The organism is Novosphingobium sp. Chol11, from assembly GCF_900218065.1.
GTDB classification, from domain to species: domain Bacteria; phylum Pseudomonadota; class Alphaproteobacteria; order Sphingomonadales; family Sphingomonadaceae; genus Sphingobium; species Sphingobium agri.
This window is the reverse complement of record NZ_OBMU01000001.1, coordinates 12,227-29,660: the sequence shown is the minus strand read 5'-3', so window position 1 is coordinate 29,660 and position 17,434 is coordinate 12,227. Positions and strand designations below refer to the sequence as shown.

General features: G+C 61.4%; 14 protein-coding genes. 6 read left to right on the top strand and 8 right to left on the bottom strand.

The window, feature by feature from the left end:
* Nucleotide 1: 1 nt before the first annotated feature.
* Nucleotides 2-2,602: an aminopeptidase N gene (pepN, locus tag NCHOL11_RS00130; protein ID WP_097090532.1), complete on the top strand. Its 2,601-nt coding sequence runs from the start codon at nt 2-4 to the stop codon at nt 2,600-2,602.
* Nucleotides 2,603-2,653: 51 nt separating this feature from the next.
* Here the strand turns inward: pepN and NCHOL11_RS00125 are convergent, their stop codons facing one another.
* From NCHOL11_RS00125 to NCHOL11_RS00110, 4 genes are read right to left on the bottom strand one after another with little or no spacing between them, the layout of a single operon-like run.
* Nucleotides 2,654-3,268: an ABC-type transport auxiliary lipoprotein family protein gene (locus NCHOL11_RS00125; RefSeq protein WP_097090531.1), complete on the bottom strand. Its 615-nt coding sequence runs from the start codon at nt 3,266-3,268 to the stop codon at nt 2,654-2,656.
* Nucleotides 3,269-3,279: 11 nt separating this feature from the next.
* Nucleotides 3,280-4,242: an MlaD family protein gene (locus NCHOL11_RS00120; protein ID WP_097090530.1), complete on the bottom strand. Its 963-nt coding sequence runs from the start codon at nt 4,240-4,242 to the stop codon at nt 3,280-3,282.
* Nucleotides 4,243-4,245: 3 nt separating this feature from the next.
* Complete coding sequence (locus tag NCHOL11_RS00115; RefSeq protein WP_097090529.1) at nt 4,246-5,118, bottom strand: ABC transporter ATP-binding protein; 873 nt, start codon at nt 5,116-5,118, stop codon at nt 4,246-4,248.
* Nucleotides 5,118-6,227, bottom strand: a complete 1,110-nt coding sequence (locus tag NCHOL11_RS00110; protein ID WP_097090528.1) for an ABC transporter permease — start codon at nt 6,225-6,227, stop codon at nt 5,118-5,120. Before NCHOL11_RS00110 ends, NCHOL11_RS00115 begins: the two co-directional genes overlap by 1 nt.
* Nucleotides 6,228-6,326: 99 nt before the next feature.
* On the opposite strand from NCHOL11_RS00110, the gene NCHOL11_RS00105 reads away from it, so the two are divergent.
* Nucleotides 6,327-7,001 (top strand): HAD family hydrolase, encoded by a 675-nt coding sequence (locus NCHOL11_RS00105; protein ID WP_097090527.1) that lies wholly within the window; start codon nt 6,327-6,329, stop codon nt 6,999-7,001.
* A gap of 11 nt (nt 7,002-7,012) precedes the next feature.
* On the opposite strand, the gene NCHOL11_RS00100 is transcribed toward NCHOL11_RS00105, so the two are convergent.
* Both NCHOL11_RS00100 and NCHOL11_RS00095 read right to left on the bottom strand, forming a co-directional pair.
* The gene (locus NCHOL11_RS00100; protein ID WP_097090526.1) at nt 7,013-7,951 is read right to left on the bottom strand and encodes a 2-hydroxyacid dehydrogenase; all 939 of its coding nucleotides are present in this window, start codon (nt 7,949-7,951) and stop codon (nt 7,013-7,015) included.
* Nucleotides 7,948-9,273: a cystathionine gamma-synthase family protein gene (locus NCHOL11_RS00095; RefSeq protein ID WP_097090525.1), complete on the bottom strand. Its 1,326-nt coding sequence runs from the start codon at nt 9,271-9,273 to the stop codon at nt 7,948-7,950. Before NCHOL11_RS00095 ends, NCHOL11_RS00100 begins: the two co-directional genes overlap by 4 nt.
* 166 nt (nt 9,274-9,439) lie before the next feature.
* Here NCHOL11_RS00095 and NCHOL11_RS00090 point away from each other — a divergent pair, with 166 nt between their 5' ends.
* Entirely contained in the window at nt 9,440-11,851 is a 2,412-nt protein-coding gene (locus NCHOL11_RS00090; protein ID WP_097090524.1) for a ligase-associated DNA damage response DEXH box helicase, read from the top strand.
* On the opposite strand, the gene NCHOL11_RS00085 is transcribed toward NCHOL11_RS00090, so the two are convergent.
* Entirely contained in the window at nt 11,848-12,423 is a 576-nt protein-coding gene (locus NCHOL11_RS00085) for a COG3650 family protein (RefSeq protein WP_441339458.1), read from the bottom strand. The two genes, NCHOL11_RS00090 and NCHOL11_RS00085, sit on opposite strands and share 4 nt — an antisense overlap.
* Nucleotides 12,424-12,504: 81 nt before the next feature.
* Between NCHOL11_RS00085 and NCHOL11_RS00080 the strand changes: the two genes are divergently transcribed.
* The 3 genes from NCHOL11_RS00080 (at nt 12,505) to NCHOL11_RS00070 (ending at nt 14,811) form a co-directional block, all read left to right on the top strand.
* Nucleotides 12,505-13,056 carry a TadE/TadG family type IV pilus assembly protein gene (locus NCHOL11_RS00080; protein WP_097090522.1) on the top strand — a complete coding sequence of 184 codons (552 nt, stop codon included), beginning with the start codon at nt 12,505-12,507 and terminating at the stop codon, nt 13,054-13,056.
* A complete protein-coding gene (locus NCHOL11_RS00075; protein WP_097090521.1) occupies nt 13,053-13,469 on the top strand; it encodes a TadE/TadG family type IV pilus assembly protein in 417 nt (138 codons plus the stop codon). The genes NCHOL11_RS00080 and NCHOL11_RS00075 overlap by 4 nt, the downstream gene beginning before the upstream one ends.
* Before the next feature lie 82 nt (nt 13,470-13,551).
* Nucleotides 13,552-14,811, top strand: coding sequence for a pilus assembly protein TadG-related protein (locus NCHOL11_RS00070; protein ID WP_176502152.1), 1,260 nt, complete (start codon nt 13,552-13,554; stop codon nt 14,809-14,811).
* Between the two features lie 33 nt (nt 14,812-14,844).
* Here NCHOL11_RS00070 and gyrB read toward each other — a convergent pair whose 3' ends face one another.
* Nucleotides 14,845-17,352, bottom strand: a complete 2,508-nt coding sequence (gene gyrB / locus NCHOL11_RS00065) for a DNA topoisomerase (ATP-hydrolyzing) subunit B (protein WP_097090519.1) — start codon at nt 17,350-17,352, stop codon at nt 14,845-14,847.
* Nucleotides 17,353-17,434: the final 82 nt, after the last annotated feature.

Genomic DNA, 17,434 nt, shown 5'->3' with positions numbered 1-17,434 from the left:
CATGGCTGACATTCAATCGACAAGTGCTTCCTCTCCTGTAGTTGTTCGGCGTCGGGATTACCGTCCACCCGACTGGCTTGTCCCCACTATCGATCTTGATTTCAGCCTCGATCCGGCGCGTACGATCGTCCGGGCGAGCCTTAGCGTCACTCGCAACGGAGGGCATGACCGGCCACTCAAGCTCGACGGCGACGAGCTGACGCCGATCGAGGTGAAAGTCGATGGGCGCGCGCTCGGGCCGGGCGAGTGGAGTATCGAACAGGGCGCTTTGGTCATCCCTCTGCCTGAAACCGCGCATCAGGTGGAAACTGTGGTCGAGCTGGCTCCTGAGCAAAACAGCAAACTGATGGGCCTTTATGCCAGCGGCGGGCTGCTGTGCACGCAATGCGAGGCGGAGGGATTTCGCCGGATCACCTTCTTCCCTGACCGGCCTGATATTCTCTCGCGCTATTCCGTCCGCCTGGAAGCCGACCAGGCCCGCTATCCGATCCTGCTTTCGAACGGCGACCCGACAGAGCAAGGCGAGCTGCCGGACGGGCGGCATTGGGTGAAGTGGATCGATCCATTCCCGAAGCCTTGCTATCTTTTTGCCCTCGTCGCCGGAGATCTTGCCTGCAACAGCGACAGCTTTGCCACGATGAGCGGACGCGCGGTTAAGCTGGGCATCTGGGTCAAGGAGGCCGACTCGCCCCGCACCAGCCACGCCATGCAGGCTTTGAAGGACAGCATGGCCTGGGATGAACGGGTCTATGGCCGCGAATATGATCTCGATGTGTTCAACATTGTCGCCGTAGCTGACTTCAATTTCGGAGCGATGGAGAATAAGGGGCTTAACATCTTCAATTCGCGCTACATTCTTGCCGACGCGGAGACCGCTACGGACGCCGATTATGATGGCGTCGAAGGGGTGGTGGCCCATGAATATTTCCACAACTGGTCGGGCAACAGAGTGACGTGCCGCGACTGGTTCCAACTGTCGCTGAAGGAAGGGTTCACCGTCTTTCGGGACCAGAATTTCTCGGCGGATATGGGCAGCCACGCCGTCAAGCGGATCGAAGACGTACGCGTTTTGCGAGCCGCGCAGTTTCAGGAGGACTCAGGACCGCTGGCTCATCCGGTGCGGCCGGAATCCTATATGGAGATCAGCAACTTCTACACAGCGACGATCTACAACAAGGGCGCCGAACTGATCAGGATGGTTGCCCTGATGCTTGGCCCGGATCGCTTTCGCACAGCTACCGACCTGTATTTCGAGCGGCATGATGGAGAAGCGGCGACCTGTGAGGATTTTATCCGGGCAATGGAAGAGGGCGGCGGGATCGATCTCACCCAATTTCGCCGCTGGTATGAACAGGCGGGGACACCCCGTGTCAGGGCCAGCTTGACGCATGATCCTATCACGCAATCAGTGGAACTGGTGCTGGAGCAGAATACGCCGCCGACGCCGGGGCAGCCCGACAAAGCGCCGCTGGCCATACCGCTACGCGCCGCACTGTTCGACCGGCATAGCGGCCGCAGCAGTGGCGAGACGCTGTTGATGCTGACGGAGGAGCAACAGCGCTTCACCTTCAATGGCTTTGCTGTGGCTCCTGTTTTGTCGATCAACCGGGGCTTTTCAGCGCCGGTGATTGTCGAGACCAGCAGGAGTCAGGCCGATCTCGCCTTCCTCGCCGCGCATGATGATGATCCCTTCGCCCGCTATGAGGCAATGCAGCAATTGATGGTCAACGCGCTGGTGGGCAGAGTGGCGGGGCAGGCGGTGGATGAGACAGCAGTCATCGCGGCGATCCGCGATACGGTTAACGATCCGCATCTCGACAGCGCCTTCATCGCCGAAGCCATTCGGTTGCCCAGCGAAGCCTATATTGGCGATCAGATGGTGCAAGTCGATCCAGACGCCATCCATGCGGCGCGTGACGCGTTGCAGCGGCGCGTCGGAAAGGAACTGGAACCACTTTGGCGCGATGTCCATGCCCGGACCGGAGCCAACGGGTTCTCGCTCTCGGCTGCTGCGAAAGGCGCTCGCAAGCTGCGCAACATCGCCCTGATCTATCTGGTGGCGTCAGGCGCGGCGGATGGGCCCGCAGTGGCCTTCTCGCAATTTGACGAAGCCGACAATATGACGGAGCGGCAATCGGCGCTCGCTACCTTGGCGAATGACCCCAGTGACGAGCGCGAGGCGGCACTCGACATCTTCTACAATCGGTATCGGGATGATGCGTTGACGCTCGACAAGTGGTTCCAGACGCAAGCCTTTGCCTCGCATCCGGACACCGTTGATCTGGTCGAGGAGCTGGCCGGACATCCTGATTTTACCTTGGCCAATCCCAACCGGGTGCGTTCGCTCTTCGGCGCCTTTGCAGGCAACCAGTGGGCGTTCCATCATCAGTCTGGGAAGGGCTACAGGCTTGTGGCGGACTGCATCATCGCGCTCGACAAACTCAATCCGCAAACGGCTGCGCGCCTGGTGCCGCCGCTCGGGCGCTGGCGGCGTTTCGACGAGGAGCGAGCCGCTTTGATGCGTGGGGAATTGCAGAGAATATTGTCGCAGCCCGGTCTGTCAAAGGACGTCACCGAACAAGTGAGCAAGAGCCTGGAGTAAGGCTGAGGATGCCATGCTGAACGTCATTCAGAATGGCATCCTTCAGAGGGCTTAGCGTCCGCTAGCAGTGAGCCATGCGGCCACGTCAGCAGCAACCTTGTTCGCCGCGCTGTTGAGCGGCGCGCCGATCGTCGTTGCGTCGATCTTGCCACCTACAGGCACGCTGGCAGTAAAGCGCTGCCGCGCAATTGCCGTGCCGCCGGGGCCCGCAAGGATGGCATCATAGGTGACGACGGCGCTGTTGCTTGCCTCATCCAGGCCGAAATCGACCAATTCGCCCATCAGTCGCTGGCCTGCATCCGCTGAATATTGACCGGGATCGAGCACGATGCGGTTGCTGCTGGCGGCGATCGTTTCGGACAGCAGCTTCTGGAACAGGTGGCGCGGAGTGTCGGCCCACTGCACCTTTGTCACGTAGGCGAGCGACGTGGGCGACGTGCGTACGGGAACGCGAACCGTGTCGAGGAGCTTGGGAGACTCCGGATCCGCGACCGTGATGGTTGTTCCCGCAGCGGTGCTGCGAAGCGTGCCCGGTGCGACCTTCCGCGCGGCATCCAGCGACAGCAGCCGTTCGGGCGGCTTGCCGCCGAAGGAAACGCAGCCTGACAGGGACGCGGCGAAAGCCAGCAGGATCGGGAGGGTGGCAGGTTTCTTGTGGAACGTCATCGCTGTCCCTCTCATCGCTTGTAGTCGGGGAGTTTGGGTGACCCGACGATCGAACCCGCACCCTGTTGATCCAGTTTTTCGGCAACGCCGCGGAACGCGCGCGACATTTCACGCAGGTCGCGCACCAGCTGATTGACTTCGGGCATCGTCTGATTGCTGAACGCGCGGACGCCCGGTTGCGCTTCGGCAATCGTCTTGTCGAGCGTTTCGATGCTGCGGGTGGCCGATTGCACGCTCTTGCGCAGATCGGCCATCAGCGGCTTGCCTTCTTCGGTGAGCATCGAGTCCGTCGTCGCGGCGAGCTTGCCGATCTGCTCCGCCGCTATGCCCGTGCGCTGAACCGCAATGCGCGCTTCGGCAAGCGTGGCGGCGATTTCGGGGCTGCGATCTGCGAGAGCGCCCGATACGCGTTCGACATTGGCGAGGATGCCCGCAATCGATTGCTGATTCTTGTCGTTCAGAAGTTCGGTCAGCCGCTCGGTCAGGGTGGAGAGCCGCTCCAACAGTTGCGGAGCGTTGTTCAGCAATTCACCCAGCGCACCCGGCTTTGTGGGGATGACCGGCACGCCGTCAGGGCAGGCAGTCAGGGGATTTTCTTCCGGACAGGTGATGGGCGGGGCGCCCTTCACAGCGCCATCGAGCACGATTTCACTGACCCCGGTAAAGCCGACCCCGGCGATCGTTGCGGTGGTCCCTTGAAGGACCGGCGTGCCTTCCTTGACGGAAATGCGTACCTTGACGAAACTTGGATCGCGCTTCCAAAGCTCGATCTTCTCAACCTGTCCCGATGGAACGCCGGAATAATTTACGCTCGACCCCTTAGCGAGGCCGTTCACCGACTGTTTGAAGAAGATGTCATACTCCATGTTGTCGCCCTCGGAGAGGCGCGAAAACCAGAAGGCGGCGACCATGATTGCCGCCAGCAGCAGCAATGTGACCGTGCCCACCAGCACATGGTTGGAGCGGGTTTCCATATCCTATCGCCTTCCGTCCGATGGCTGCGGCGCCGTCTTTTCCCGTTCGCGGGTCACGGCCGCCGTCGCGGCGCGCCCGCGCGGGCCATTGAAATATTCCTGAATCCAGGGGTGATCCGTCGCCAGCAGCTCATCGATCGTGCCGACAGCGATCACCTTCTTATCCGCCAGCACCGCGACGCGATCACAGATCGAATAGAGCGTGTCGAGGTCATGGGTGATGAGGAATACGGTGAGGCCGAGCGTTTGCTGGAGTTTGCGCGTCTGATCATCGAAGGCTGCTGCGCCGATCGGATCTAGCCCGGCAGTGGGCTCGTCAAGGAACAGCAGGTCCGGATCCAGCGCCAGTGCGCGGGCGAGGCCCGCCCGCTTCTTCATGCCGCCTGACAATTCGGCCGGATATTTCGGGCCAGCTTCGGCTGGGAGGCCAGTCAGCCGGATCTTGTAGGCGGCAATCTCGTCACGCAGTTGCGGCCCGATGTTGGGATAATATTCGCGGATCGGCACTTCGACATTCTCGGCCACCGTCAGGGTCGAAAACAGCGCGCCGCCCTGGAACAGCACGCCCCAGCGCTTACGGATCGCCAAGGCCTCGTCATCCAGGCGGCCGATCATCGATTCGCCGAAAACGTGGATTTCGCCTTCATCCGGCGTCTGAAGACCGATGACCGAGCGCATCAACACCGACTTGCCGGTGCCAGAGCCGCCAACGACGCCCAAAATCTCGCCCTTACGCACATCGAGATCAAGATTCTCGTGCACGACCTGATCGCCGAAGCTGTTCTTGAGGCCCCTTACGGAAATGGCGACATCGCTTTTCTCGACAGCCTTGTCGACCCGCGCTTCTTCGGCCGCCGCTTCCTCTTCCTCAGCCATCAATTCCACCCCAGCCAAGTGAAGAAGACGGCGAAGAAAGCGTCGATCACGATCACGAGGAAAATGGCCTGGACCACGGCAGAGGTCGTCCGCAGTCCTACTTCCTCGGCATTGGCCTTTACCTGCATGCCCTGGAAACAGCCGGAAAGCGCGATGATGATCCCGAACACGGGCGCCTTGAGCAAGCCGACCCAAAGGTCGGTAATTGGTACGACCTCTCGCAGCCGCTGAATGAAAGTAATGGGCGGAATGTCGAGTGACACGGCGCAGAGAAAACCGCCGCCGATGACCGCTACGATGGACGAATAGAAGCCGAGCAGCGGCATCATGATGACCACCGCCAGCGTACGGGGCAGGACGAGCGCCTCCATGGGCGACACGCCGATGGTGCGCATCGCGTCCACTTCTTCGGTCAGCTTCATGGTGCCAAGCTGCGCCGCGAAGGCTGATCCCGAACGGCCTGCGACCATGATCGCCGTCATCAGTACGCCCAATTCGCGGAAGGTTAGCCGGCCGACGAGGTTGATCGTCAGCATTTCCATGCCGAATTGCCGCAGCTGTACCGAACCCTGCTGCGCGATCACGATGCCGATCAGGAAGCTCATGAGGCCGATGATGCCAAGCGCCGAGACACCGACGACCTCGAAGCGTTGCACGACGGCGTTGACGCGGAACTTGCTGGGGTGCCGGATGACGTTCCAGCTTGCCACCAAGGTCGCGCCGAAGAAGCCGAGCAGCCCAAGGAGCGTGGTGAAGGAGTTGACTACCGCCTCGCCGATCTGGCCGATGACGCGTTGGAGGGGGGGGACATAATCGGGGCGGATGTTGACCGGTTCATCCAGCTTGCCCACCGCCTCGATCAGGCGCTGTGCGTCATCATTGCCGCCAGTCACCTCCGAACCCAGCCGCTTGGCCGTGCGGTGCACGGTCCAGGCGCCAATCGTGTCCATATGTTCCACGCCGGACAGATCGATGGCCGAGACGGGGCCGGTCACAGCATCCAGACGCGCAGGCAGATCGCGCAGACAGGCGATGGAGAGATGCCCGAGAAGCCGAATGACAGCACCGCCATCGCGCGTTTCTTCGACAAGATCGGCGGCTTTGTTCATCAAAGGCGGTTAGTGGTCCATTATCGGTTGCACGGCAAGCCGAAACGGCCCATCCGCACGGTAGAACGACAATAGCGGCCAAAAAGTTTCGGACACGGCATGACGCACCGCCTGGCAATCTACGACATGGACAGAACGGTGACCTTTTCGGGCACCTATACCGGCTTCCTCATTCATGTATCCAAAGCGATGGCGCCATGGCGGCTGGTCCTGCTGCCCTGCGTCATCCTGTTGATGCTGGCCTATGTCTTTAAGCTGATCAGCCGCCAGCGGCTGAAAGAACTCAATCAGGCGTTGATGATCGGCTTCAATGTCGAACGTGCCAAGCTGATGCCACATGTGGAAAGCTATGCGGCGAAGGTCGTTGCCACCAACGTTCGCGCCGGCGCTCTCGACCAGATCGCCCGAGATCGAGCCGATGGCTACCGTCTGGTGCTCGCCACCGCGTCCTACCGCCTTTATGTGGAACCGATCGCCCGCAGGCTGGGGTTCGACGCCGTAATCGCGACCGACCATCTGAGCCAGGACCTGCGCTATGTTCGCGCGAAGATCGCGGGCGAGAATTGCTATGACACCGGCAAGCTGCGGATGATCAAGGCGTGGATGGCGGCAGAGGCCATCGACCGCGAGCAGGCGCAGATCAGGGCTTATTCAGACCATGTGTCCGACGCGCCGATGTTGGAATTTGCCGACATGGCCTTTGCCTCAAATCCGCACAAGCCGCTCGCCAGGCTGGCGGCGGCGAAGGGGTGGCCACGCGTGGACTGGCTCTAAGGCTCGCCTAGTCAATCAGGCCTGACGCGGTTCGGCAGTGCTTCTCCGGCGAAGAAGGCCTCAAGGTTCGCCAGCACCATCCCGGTCATGCGCGCTACCGCTTCATGCGTGGCACCGCCCATGTGCGGCGTCAGGACGCAGTTGGGGACATCCGCCCAGATATCGGCCGGAGTAGGCTCCTGTTGGAACACGTCCAGCGCCGCGCCGCCGAGTTTTCGCTGTCGCAGCGCCTGCCTTAAAGCCGGTTCGTCCACCAGCTGTCCGCGCGCGACATTGACGAGGAGCCCGTCCGGGCCGAGCGCATCCATAACGCCCGCATCGATCATCCCGCGATTGCCGCTGTCGGCACGGGCTGCGACGAGTAATATATCGCTATCGCGCGCCAGCGCGTTCAGGCTTTCCGATCGCGGCCAAGGTAGGGCCGGCTTGTCGCGCGGGCCCCACCAGCCGATCTGCATCCGCATCGACTCCGCGCGCCTGGCGACTGCTCGCCCGATATGGCCCATGCCGACGACGCCGAGCCTTGCTTCGGCCATCGAATGCGACAGCCTTTCGGGGCCAGCGATCCACAGGCCCGCCCGTAACAGCCGGTCGCCTTCGACAATGCCCCGGCGGTGCGAGAGCATGAGCCCTATAGCGTGGTCCGCAACATCTTCCGCATTGGCGTCGGCACCATGGGTCACCGCTATACCGCGCTGATCCGCCTCCATCAGGTCGACGCCGTCATAGCCTACGGTGAAGCAGGCGATGAGGCCAAGTTGCGGCATGATGTCGAGCAGTGCTGGCGCCAGCGGGAATTCTCCGGCCCAAACAACTGCCCGGGCATCACGGCATCGGCGTTCGCCCTCGTCTTCCCAAAGCGGCCAGGCGTCATAGAGTGGCCGCAGAATTGGTAGCAGCGGAGCCAAGAGCGGCTGTCCGACTAGGACGACAGGACGGCTACCGCTCATCCCACGGCTTTCAGCGCCTGCGCAAAGTCTGCGATCAGGTCGTCGGCATCTTCGCAGCCGATCGATATGCGCACCATATTGTCGCTGATCGCCAGAGCTTTCTTGCGCTCAGGCGGCACGGACAGGTGCGTCATGGCTGCCGGGTGGCTGGCCAGCGTTTCCGTGCCACCCAGGCTGACCGCCAGCTTCGCGATCTTCAGCGCGTCGAGGAAGGCGAAGGCTTCGCCCTCGCCGCCCTTCAGATAGAGGGAGAAGGTCGAGCCCGCCCCCTTGCAGTGGCGCCTGTATATGTCTGCCCGGCGCTCCGTTTCCGGGAAACCGAGATAGACGACCTTTTCCACCTGCGGCTGGTCCTTGAGCCACGCGCAGACCTTCGCTGCGTTGTCGCCAGCCCGGCTCATGCGCAGTTCGAGCGTTTCCAGGCTGCGGAGCAGCATCCAGGCACTGTGCGGGTCGAGGATCGTGCCGATGGTGTTGCGCATCAGCCGGATGGTGTTGATAAGGTCCTTTGGCCCCAACACCCCGCCTGCCACCAAGTCGCTATGGCCGCCCGCATATTTGGTAAGGCTGTAGATGACGAGGTCGGCGCCATGGGCGAGCGGATGATGCCAGAGCGGCCCAAGAAACGTATTGTCGATCGCTACCGGCGGAATATGATCCTCTCCGGCAAAGAGATGGTCCCGCCGGGCCACGACCGCTTCCACATCGACCAGCACATTGGTGGGATTGGCGGGGCTTTCCAGATAGATAAGCGCGACGCGGCCAAGCGACTTTGCTTGTTCGATTACCGCGCCGATCTCCTCCTCGGTCGAGCCCGCCGGGAAATCGAGCCATTGCACGCCGAATTTGCCGAGGATTCGGCCGATGAGTGATTCCGTCGCTGCGTAAAGCGGCGCCGAATGGACGATGACATCGCCGGGTTGGACGAGCGCGAGGAGCGTTGTCGCTATCGCTGACATGCCACTGGAAAAAAGCAGGGCGTCTTCCGCTTCCTCCCACACCGCGAGCCGGTCTTCGGCGATTTCCTGATTGGGGCCGTTGAAGCGGGAATAGACCAGTCCTTCCGCGCCGCCCGGCCTGATCCCCGTCACCCCTTCGAAATGCCGCTTGCCAGCGGCCGCGCTTTCAAAGGCGAAAGTCGATGTCAGGAAGATGGGAGGCTTCAGCGATCCTTCCGACAACATGGGATCATAGCCATGGCCCATCATGAGCGTCGCTGGTTTCAGCTTGCGCCCGCCGATCTCCATGATGGCGGCTTTGGCACGGCGCCGGTTGCGGGTGGGCTCGGCCCCGGACAGGTCGGCCTCTGTTTCGCCGGTCATCGCTGTTCTCCTGAGTTGGCGGCTTTGCAGCCTTGCTCTGATGTCCTGGAGTGTAACGCCTTTGGGAGGGAAAGAGAGCAGCCATCCGGCATTTATCTCGCCGCCTTCATGATCTTGCGAGGGAGGGATCGTGACAGCGCCGGTGCGCGTTCCTACCTCTGTCGATATGAACCAAGGCCTTCCTGAACAGCTGGAGCAATGGTTCACCGCGCGCGGCTGGTCGCCGCGACGCCACCAGATGGAGATGCTGGCAGCCGCACGGGCAGGGGATCATGCCTTGCTCGTGGCGCCGACGGGTGCGGGGAAGACATTGGCGGGGTTCCTGCCAACGCTTGCCGATCTGATCGAAGAACCGGGCGAGGGTCTTCATACCCTCTACGTATCACCGCTCAAGGCGCTGGCGGTCGATGTGCGGCGCAATCTCCTTGCCCCGATCGAGGAGATGGACCTTCCCATCCGGGTCGAAACGCGCACCGGCGACACGCCCTCGGACCGCAAGGCGCGGCAGCGCGCTCGGCCGCCGCAGATCCTGCTGACCACGCCGGAATCCCTGTCCCTCCTGTTGAGTTACCCCGACAGCTTCCTGATGTTCGCGCAGTTGAAGACGGTGATCATCGACGAGGTCCATGCCTTCGCCACGCAGAAGCGGGGGGATCTGCTCAGTCTGTCGCTTGCGCGCTTGCAGAGGATCAATCCCGAACTGCGCCGCGTCGCTCTGTCGGCGACTGTGGCGGATGTCGACGCTTATCGCGCCTGGCTTGCGCCCGACGGTGACATCAACAGCGTCGCGCCGGTCATGGGGGAGGAGGGCGCTGATCCGGACATCGCCATCTTCATTCCGGAAGGGCGCATTCCCTGGTCGGGCCATTCGGGCAAATATGCCGCAAAGCAGGTCATGGCCGAAATCGAGCGGCGGCAGACGACGCTGATATTCTGTAATACGCGTGGACTTGCGGAGCTGATCTTTCAGGAGCTTTGGACCGCGAACGAGGCCAACCTGCCGATCGGCATCCATCATGGCAGCCTGTCGGTGGAGGCGCGGCGGAAGGTGGAAAATGCGATGGCCGACGGCAGGCTGCGCGCGCTTGTCGCCACGGCCAGCCTCGATCTTGGTGTCGATTGGGGCAATGTCGATTGCGTGATCCAGATGGGTGCGCCTAAAGGTTCATCCCGCCTGCTCCAGCGCATCGGCCGCGCCAATCACCGGCTGGACCAGTCGAGCGAGGCCATCATCATTCCGGGCAACCGCTTTGAATATCTGGAAGCCCGCGCGGCGCTGGATGCGGTGGAGGCGGGGGAGCGGGATGCTGATGATTTCCGCACGGGCAGCCTCGACGTTCTGGCGCAGCATGTGATGGCGCTGGCCTGCGCGGCACCGTTTGCGGAACCGGAGTTGCTGGACGAAGTCCGATCGGCCACGCCCTACAGTGCGCTCACCGATGAGGGGTTCGCCAACGTCTTGCACTTTATTGAAGGGGGCGGCTATGCGCTGAAGGCCTATGACCGGTTCAAGCGGCTGACCCATGACGAGGACGGCTTGTGGCGCGTGTCGCATCCGCGCTTCATTCAACAGCACCGCATGAATGCCGGGATCATCGTCGATCAGCCGGTGTTGGATGTGCGGTTCGCCAATGGACGCAAGCTTGGCACAGTGGAGGAGGGCTTTGCCGCGACGCTGCGTCCCGGCGACAGCTTCTTCTTTTCTGGGCTGGCGCTGGAAGTGGTGCGTATGGACGTCACCGACCTGGTCGTGCGCTCCACCTCAAAGCAGGCGCGGGTGCCCGCCTGGGGTGGCACGCGGATGGCCATGTCTACGCGGCTTGCCGACCGGGTGCGCCACTTTCTGGCCGAGCCGGAGGAATGGCATCGCTTCCCCGACGATGTGCGGGAGTGGCTGGAAGTCCAGAAATATCGGTCGGCCCTGCCGGAGCCGGGGCAACTCCTTATCGAAACCTTCCCGCATGAGGGGCGGCATTATCTCGTCTGCTACAGTTTTGAAGGATGGAACGCCCATCAGTCACTGGGGATGCTGCTGACCCGCCGCATGGATGCGCAGGGCTTGATGCCGCTCGGCTTCGTGTCCAACGATTATGCGCTTGCCGTCTATGGGATGAAACCGGTGACGGACCCGCAAAGCCTGTTTTCCGCAGACATTCTGGATCATGAATTTGTCGAATGGGTTGAACAATCGAGCCTGTTGAAGCGGGCGTTCCGGGACGTCGCCGTCATCGCGGGCCTGATCGAACGCCAGCATCCCGGCAAGCGGAAGACCGGGCGGCAGGTCACTTTTTCGACCGACCTCATCTATGACGTGCTGCGCAAATATCAGCCGGATCATTTGCTGTTGAAGGCGGCCTGGGCCGACGCCCGTGCGCGCATGACGGATGTCGGGCGGCTCGGTGATCTGATCGACCGCGCTTCGGCGACGATGTTGCATGTCGACCTTGATCGGGTCAGTCCGTTGGCCGTGCCGGTGCTGATCCTGATCGGCCGTGAACAGGTGGCGCAGGCGGCGGCGGAGGACGCCTTGCTCATGGAAGCCGAGGCGCTGGTGGCAGAGGCGATGCGAACGGATTAGAAGTCCTCGCGTACGCCGCCGCAGCCTTTCAAGGTGCCTTCGCCGAAGGACAGCGCGACGCTATCGGCCCAATGCGCGTCGCTCATGCCGTCGCTGCACGGACCTTCGGTCACCGTCATGGCGAATCCGTCTGCCAAATAGCGTATGGCGCGGCCATCATCCGTTCGGCTGACAGTGAAATGTCTTGGAGGTTTGTCTGGACGTTCCAGGGTTGCAACGGATCCCTTGACGGTCACGGACCAGAACGGCTCCGTGCCGAGCGCCCTGTAGCGTGTTTCGCTGCTCAGCGGCGCCGTATCGACAGTTTGTGGCGGCGGTGAAGCGATCTCCGGGTCGGCATGAGCTTCAGCTTTGGAGAAAATGGCCGGTTGCTGCTCCGTCGTCTGGCCCTCGACGATCTGCGCATTTGCCATGTGCAGGTCCTTTGCGGGCCGATCAGCCATATCCTCATTCCGACCGCAGCCGGTGAGGAGCAAGCCGCTCGCAACAACAAGCCAAAGCTTCATAAACTCCCCCGCTTCTTTACCGCTAATTAATATAACCTCAGATATATACCTGAACATAAACAGCATATTAGCATATTATTAAGCATGCCGTTTAACGCAATGGACAGCATATGCTGAGTAGAAAATCCCGGTGCGAAGGGATTTTCGATGCGTCCTTTTATGTTCAGCCAAGCGTTGTCGAGCGGTGCGATCAGTGTTTCGCCTCGCGTTCCGGCGCTCGATGCTGATCGGGCGCCTGTTCGTGCCGTGATGAACCGGTTGCGGATCGACAAATCGGGCATGGCGCTTGTGGAAACGGCGTTGGTCGCTCCGTTTCTCGCCATGATCATCATGGGAACGACAGATGCCGCCCGCTATGGCGCGGCCAAGATGAAGGTTCAGCAGGCCGTAAACCGTGGGCTGGAAATGTCGTGGATGGGCGGCCCGAACGTGACCACGAGCGATATTCAAGCGCAGGCGGCCGCTCAGGCGGACGTGCCAGCCAGCGCTGTGACGGTAACCCAGACGTTCGAGTGCGGTGGCACGGCGACGAGCTGGAGCACCACCAGCTGCGCTTCGGGCGAAGCTGCCCGTTATACCCAAATTGAGATTTCGACGACCTTCACCCCGTCCTTTGCGGGTAGTGCGCTGGCGAAGATGTTGGGCAATTCCAATGGCGTCGTACCTATTTCGGCAACGGGCGTCCTGAGGATCCAATGACCCGCTTTTTTCGCCTTCTCAACCGACTCGCGCGCGACTGCCGCGGCGTCGGCGTGCTCGAATTCGCGATCGTGGCGCCCGTCCTGCTCGCAATGCTGATCGGTATTCCGGCGCTCGGCATCCTCTTTTATGCGCAAGCAGGTTTGCGCAGCACCGTCGAGGATGCTGCGCGATATGCGACGACCTGGCCCAAGCCAGGCGAAGCAGACATACAAGCGCGAATCGCGTCGAACCGGTTCGGAATAAATCCGGCGGACATCGTTGGGCCGACCGTCACCTTTACCTCTGGCACCAGCAGTTCGTCCCCCAGCTATGTGACGATAACCATGGGCTACAATCTGGCCGTGAACTTCCTGTTCGTCAGCAAGACAATCACGCTGTCTGAAACGCGTCGAGCCTATGTCGCGAGCTAAAGCCGAGGACCTGACGATGCCCCTCTCCAATTGCCTGTCCCGCCTGCGCACACTTTGGCCTGATGCCCAAGGCAATGCCCTCATGCTCACGGCGCTGGCGCTGCCGGTCATGATCGGTGCAGCGGGCCTTGGCGTGCATACGATGCAGTTGGCGCATGTGAAGCGGGAATTGCAGCGCGAAGCTGACTCCGCGGCCATGGCTGGGGCCTATTCGCTGTATCAGGACCAGGGGAATAGCGCCGCGACAGCTCAGGCGAACAAGGCGTTGACGCAAAATGCCCTCGTGCCGGGGGCCACGTCTACGATCACGCCGGGGGCTTATACCAGCGGCAGCATCACCTATACCTCGGCAATGTACGTCCGGCTGGTGAGCACGCAGCCCACTGCCTTGATGGCCCTGTTCGGAATGTCGACCTCCACGGTGGCTGCCGAAGCGCGGGCGGCGGTCGTTTCCGATGGCAAAGTCTGCTTTTTCGCCAAGGAGAATGGGAACAACACGGGGATCACCTTCGCGGGCAATTCGACGCTGGACCTGGGATGCGGGGCCGGGACCAATTCGATCAGCAATAATGCTGTAAATGTTAACGGCCAGCCGACCGTCAGGGTGTCGCCGATCGTAGCCATGGGCGGTATTCCATCATCTACCGCCTATGCGTCCGGCACGATGCTGATGCCTAACCATGCAGCGCTCACTGATCCGTTTGCGGGGAACAACTATGACCCGACGACCAGTGATGTCTCAAATGGCAAGTGCAAAAATGGCAGCAACTGGAACGTCATCAGCGTCTCTTCAGGAACGACGGTCGATAGCAGCAGCGGAAGTCCCTATGCTCCGGGTTGTTATGGAACGATCAATGTGCAAGGCACGCTGACGCTGAAGCCGGGCGTCTACTACCTGGCCAACGGGGCTAATAACGCGGGTCTTCAGGTTGGTGCTCAGGGGCATCTTACCTGCATGGGCTGTACTTTCGTGCTGACCAGCACCACGCCCAACAATGCGAACAGTTTTGCCACGATGGACATAAACGGTGGTGCGGAAGTGGACCTTTCCCAATCGACCAGTGGCACCTATAATGGCATCACCATCTACAGGGACAGCAGGGCCGCGGCGAGCAATCAGTGCTGTCAGGTCAACGGCAATTCATACTCAACTCTGAGCGGCGCTTTTTACTTCCCCAACGATACGCTTACTTTCAACGGCACATCCGGAATGTCGCTCACCTGCTTTCAGATGGTCGCGATGCGATTGTCCTTCAGCGGAAACGCTACCATCACGAACACGTGCGATCCTCCAGGTGGAGCATCCAAATGGTCGATAAGCGCCGTCCGGCTGATAAGTTGAAGCGGCTGCAAGAGCCGCTTCACTCTACTAAGATCAAACGTCCAGGTTCGCGACGTTGAGGGCGTTGTCCTGAATGAATTCGCGGCGGGGTTCGACGACGTCGCCCATCAGCCGGGTGAAGATTTCGTCCGCCACATCCGCCTGCTCGACCTCGACGCGCAGCATCGAGCGGTTGTCCGGATCCAGCGTTGTTTCCCAAAGCTGCTCGGCATTCATTTCGCCTAGGCCCTTATAGCGCTGGATCGCGAGACCCTTACGGCCCGAGCTGAGAATGGCCTCCAGCAATTCGCTCGGCCGGGTGACTGATACCGCGCCTTTGGATACGACCGGCAGATCATCGTCACCAGCCTCTTCAGCGGCGGCCGCGGCCTTTGCGGTGACGAGGCGGCTGGTGGTACGATAGCTGTCCGCTTCTTCGGCGGCGATCGCGTGCAGCTTGCGCGCCTCGGCCGAACCGATGAAGCCATGTTCGATCATGTGGTGATCGGTCACGCCGCGCCACAGCCGTTCGAAGTGGAAGCCGCCTTCTTCGGCGATCCGCCCACTCCATTTTCCTTCTTCATCCTGCGCGTCCATCCAGCGGACAGTCGCGGCCAGCCGCTCGGCCTGGGCCTGCTGGCTGAGTTCCGGATCAAGCGCGCCATTGATCGCCAGCGCTTCGATAATGGCGGGATTATAGCGGCGCGGCACGTAGCGCATCACCGCCCGCATCCGACGGCCATGTTCGATCAGGTGACGCAGGTCTTCGCCCGAACGCATGCCACCACTCGTTTCCAGCGCCATGGACTCAACGCCATTGTCGACCAGATAATTTTCCAGCGCCGCTTCATTCTTCAGATACACCTCAGAACGGCCCCGCGTCGCCTTGTAGAGCGGCGGCTGAGCGATGTAGAGATGCCCCGCCTCGATGATCTGCGGCATCTGGCGATAGAAGAAGGTCAACAGCAGCGTGCGGATATGCGCGCCGTCGACGTCGGCGTCGGTCATGATGACGATCTTGTGGTAGCGCAGCTTTTCCAGGTTGAAATCGTCGCGGATGCCGGTGCCCATCGCCTGGATCAGCGTGCCGACTTCCTTGGACGAGAGCATCCGGTCGAAACGGGCACGCTCCACGTTCAGGATCTTGCCCTTGAGCGGGAGGATGGCCTGGTTATGGCGGTTGCGCCCCTGCTTGGCAGAGCCGCCCGCCGAGTCACCTTCCACGAGGAAGAGTTCGGATTTGGCAGGATCGCGCTCCTGACAATCAGCGAGCTTACCGGGGAGCGATGCGATGTCCATCACGCCTTTGCGCCGGGTCAGTTCGCGCGCCTTTTTCGCGGCCTCGCGTGCGGCGGCGGCGTCGATCACCTTCTGGATGATCATCTTGCCGTGACTGGGGTTCTCCTCCAGCCACTCCGCCATCTTGTCGGCCATCAGGCTTTCCAGGGGCTGGCGGACTTCGGAGCTGACCAGCTTGTCCTTGGTCTGCGACGAGAATTTGGGATCGGGCAGCTTCACCGACACGATGGCGGTGAGGCCCTCGCGCATGTCCTCGCCAGTCAGCGAGACCTTCTCCTTCTTCAGCATGCCCGATTTGTCGGCATAGCTGTTGAGCGTACGGGTCAGCGCCGCGCGGAAAGCGGCCAGGTGCGTGCCGCCGTCCCGCTGAGGGATGTTGTTGGTGAAGCAAAGGACGTTCTCATAATAGGAATCGTTCCACTCCAGCGCTACGTCGATCGTCACATCATCGCGGCTCCCCGCGATCGCGATGGGATCGGGCATCAGCGGCTGCTTGTTCCGGTCGAGCCACTTCACGAAAGCCGCGATGCCGCCCTCATAGAACAGCTCGACTTCCTTCTTTTCCTCATGCCGCGCGTCGATCAGGAACAGTCGCACGCCGGAGTTCAGGAAAGCGAGCTCGCGGTAACGATGCTCCAGCTTGTCGAAATCGAACTCGGTGTGGTTCTTGAACGTGCCGCCGTCACCCGGAACCTTCTCGGTCGAAGGGAGGAAGGTGACGCGCGTGCCCTTCTTGCCTTCCGGCGCATCGCCGATAATTTTGAGCGGCGCCACGGCATCGCCATAGGCAAAGCGCATATAATGCTCCTTGCCTTCGCGCCAGATGTTGAGGTCGAGATATTCGCTGAGCGCATTCACAACGCTGACGCCCACGCCATGCAGGCCGCCCGAAACCTTGTAGGCATTGTCGTCCGAGGTATTCTCGAACTTACCGCCAGCGTGCAGCTGGGTCATGATGACCTCGGCCGCTGACACACCTTCTTCCTTGTGGATGTCGGTCGGAATGCCGCGGCCATTGTCCTCAACGCTGACCGATCCATCGGGATTAAGCGTGATCAGGATACGGTCGCAATGCCCGGCCAGCGCTTCGTCGATTGCATTGTCGCTGACCTCGAACACCATATGGTGCAGGCCCGACCCGTCATCGGTATCGCCGATATACATGCCGGGCCGCTTGCGTACTGCGTCGAGGCCCTTGAGGACCTTGATGCTGTCGGCGCCATAGGCGTTGCTGTTGGGGCTGCTCTGACTTTCCTCGCTCATGCCCGAGCATATAGGGAAAGGCCCGCCGAAACTAAAGCGAAACATGCCTGCTTCCGCTTGGGGGTGGGGCGGTCTATCAGGG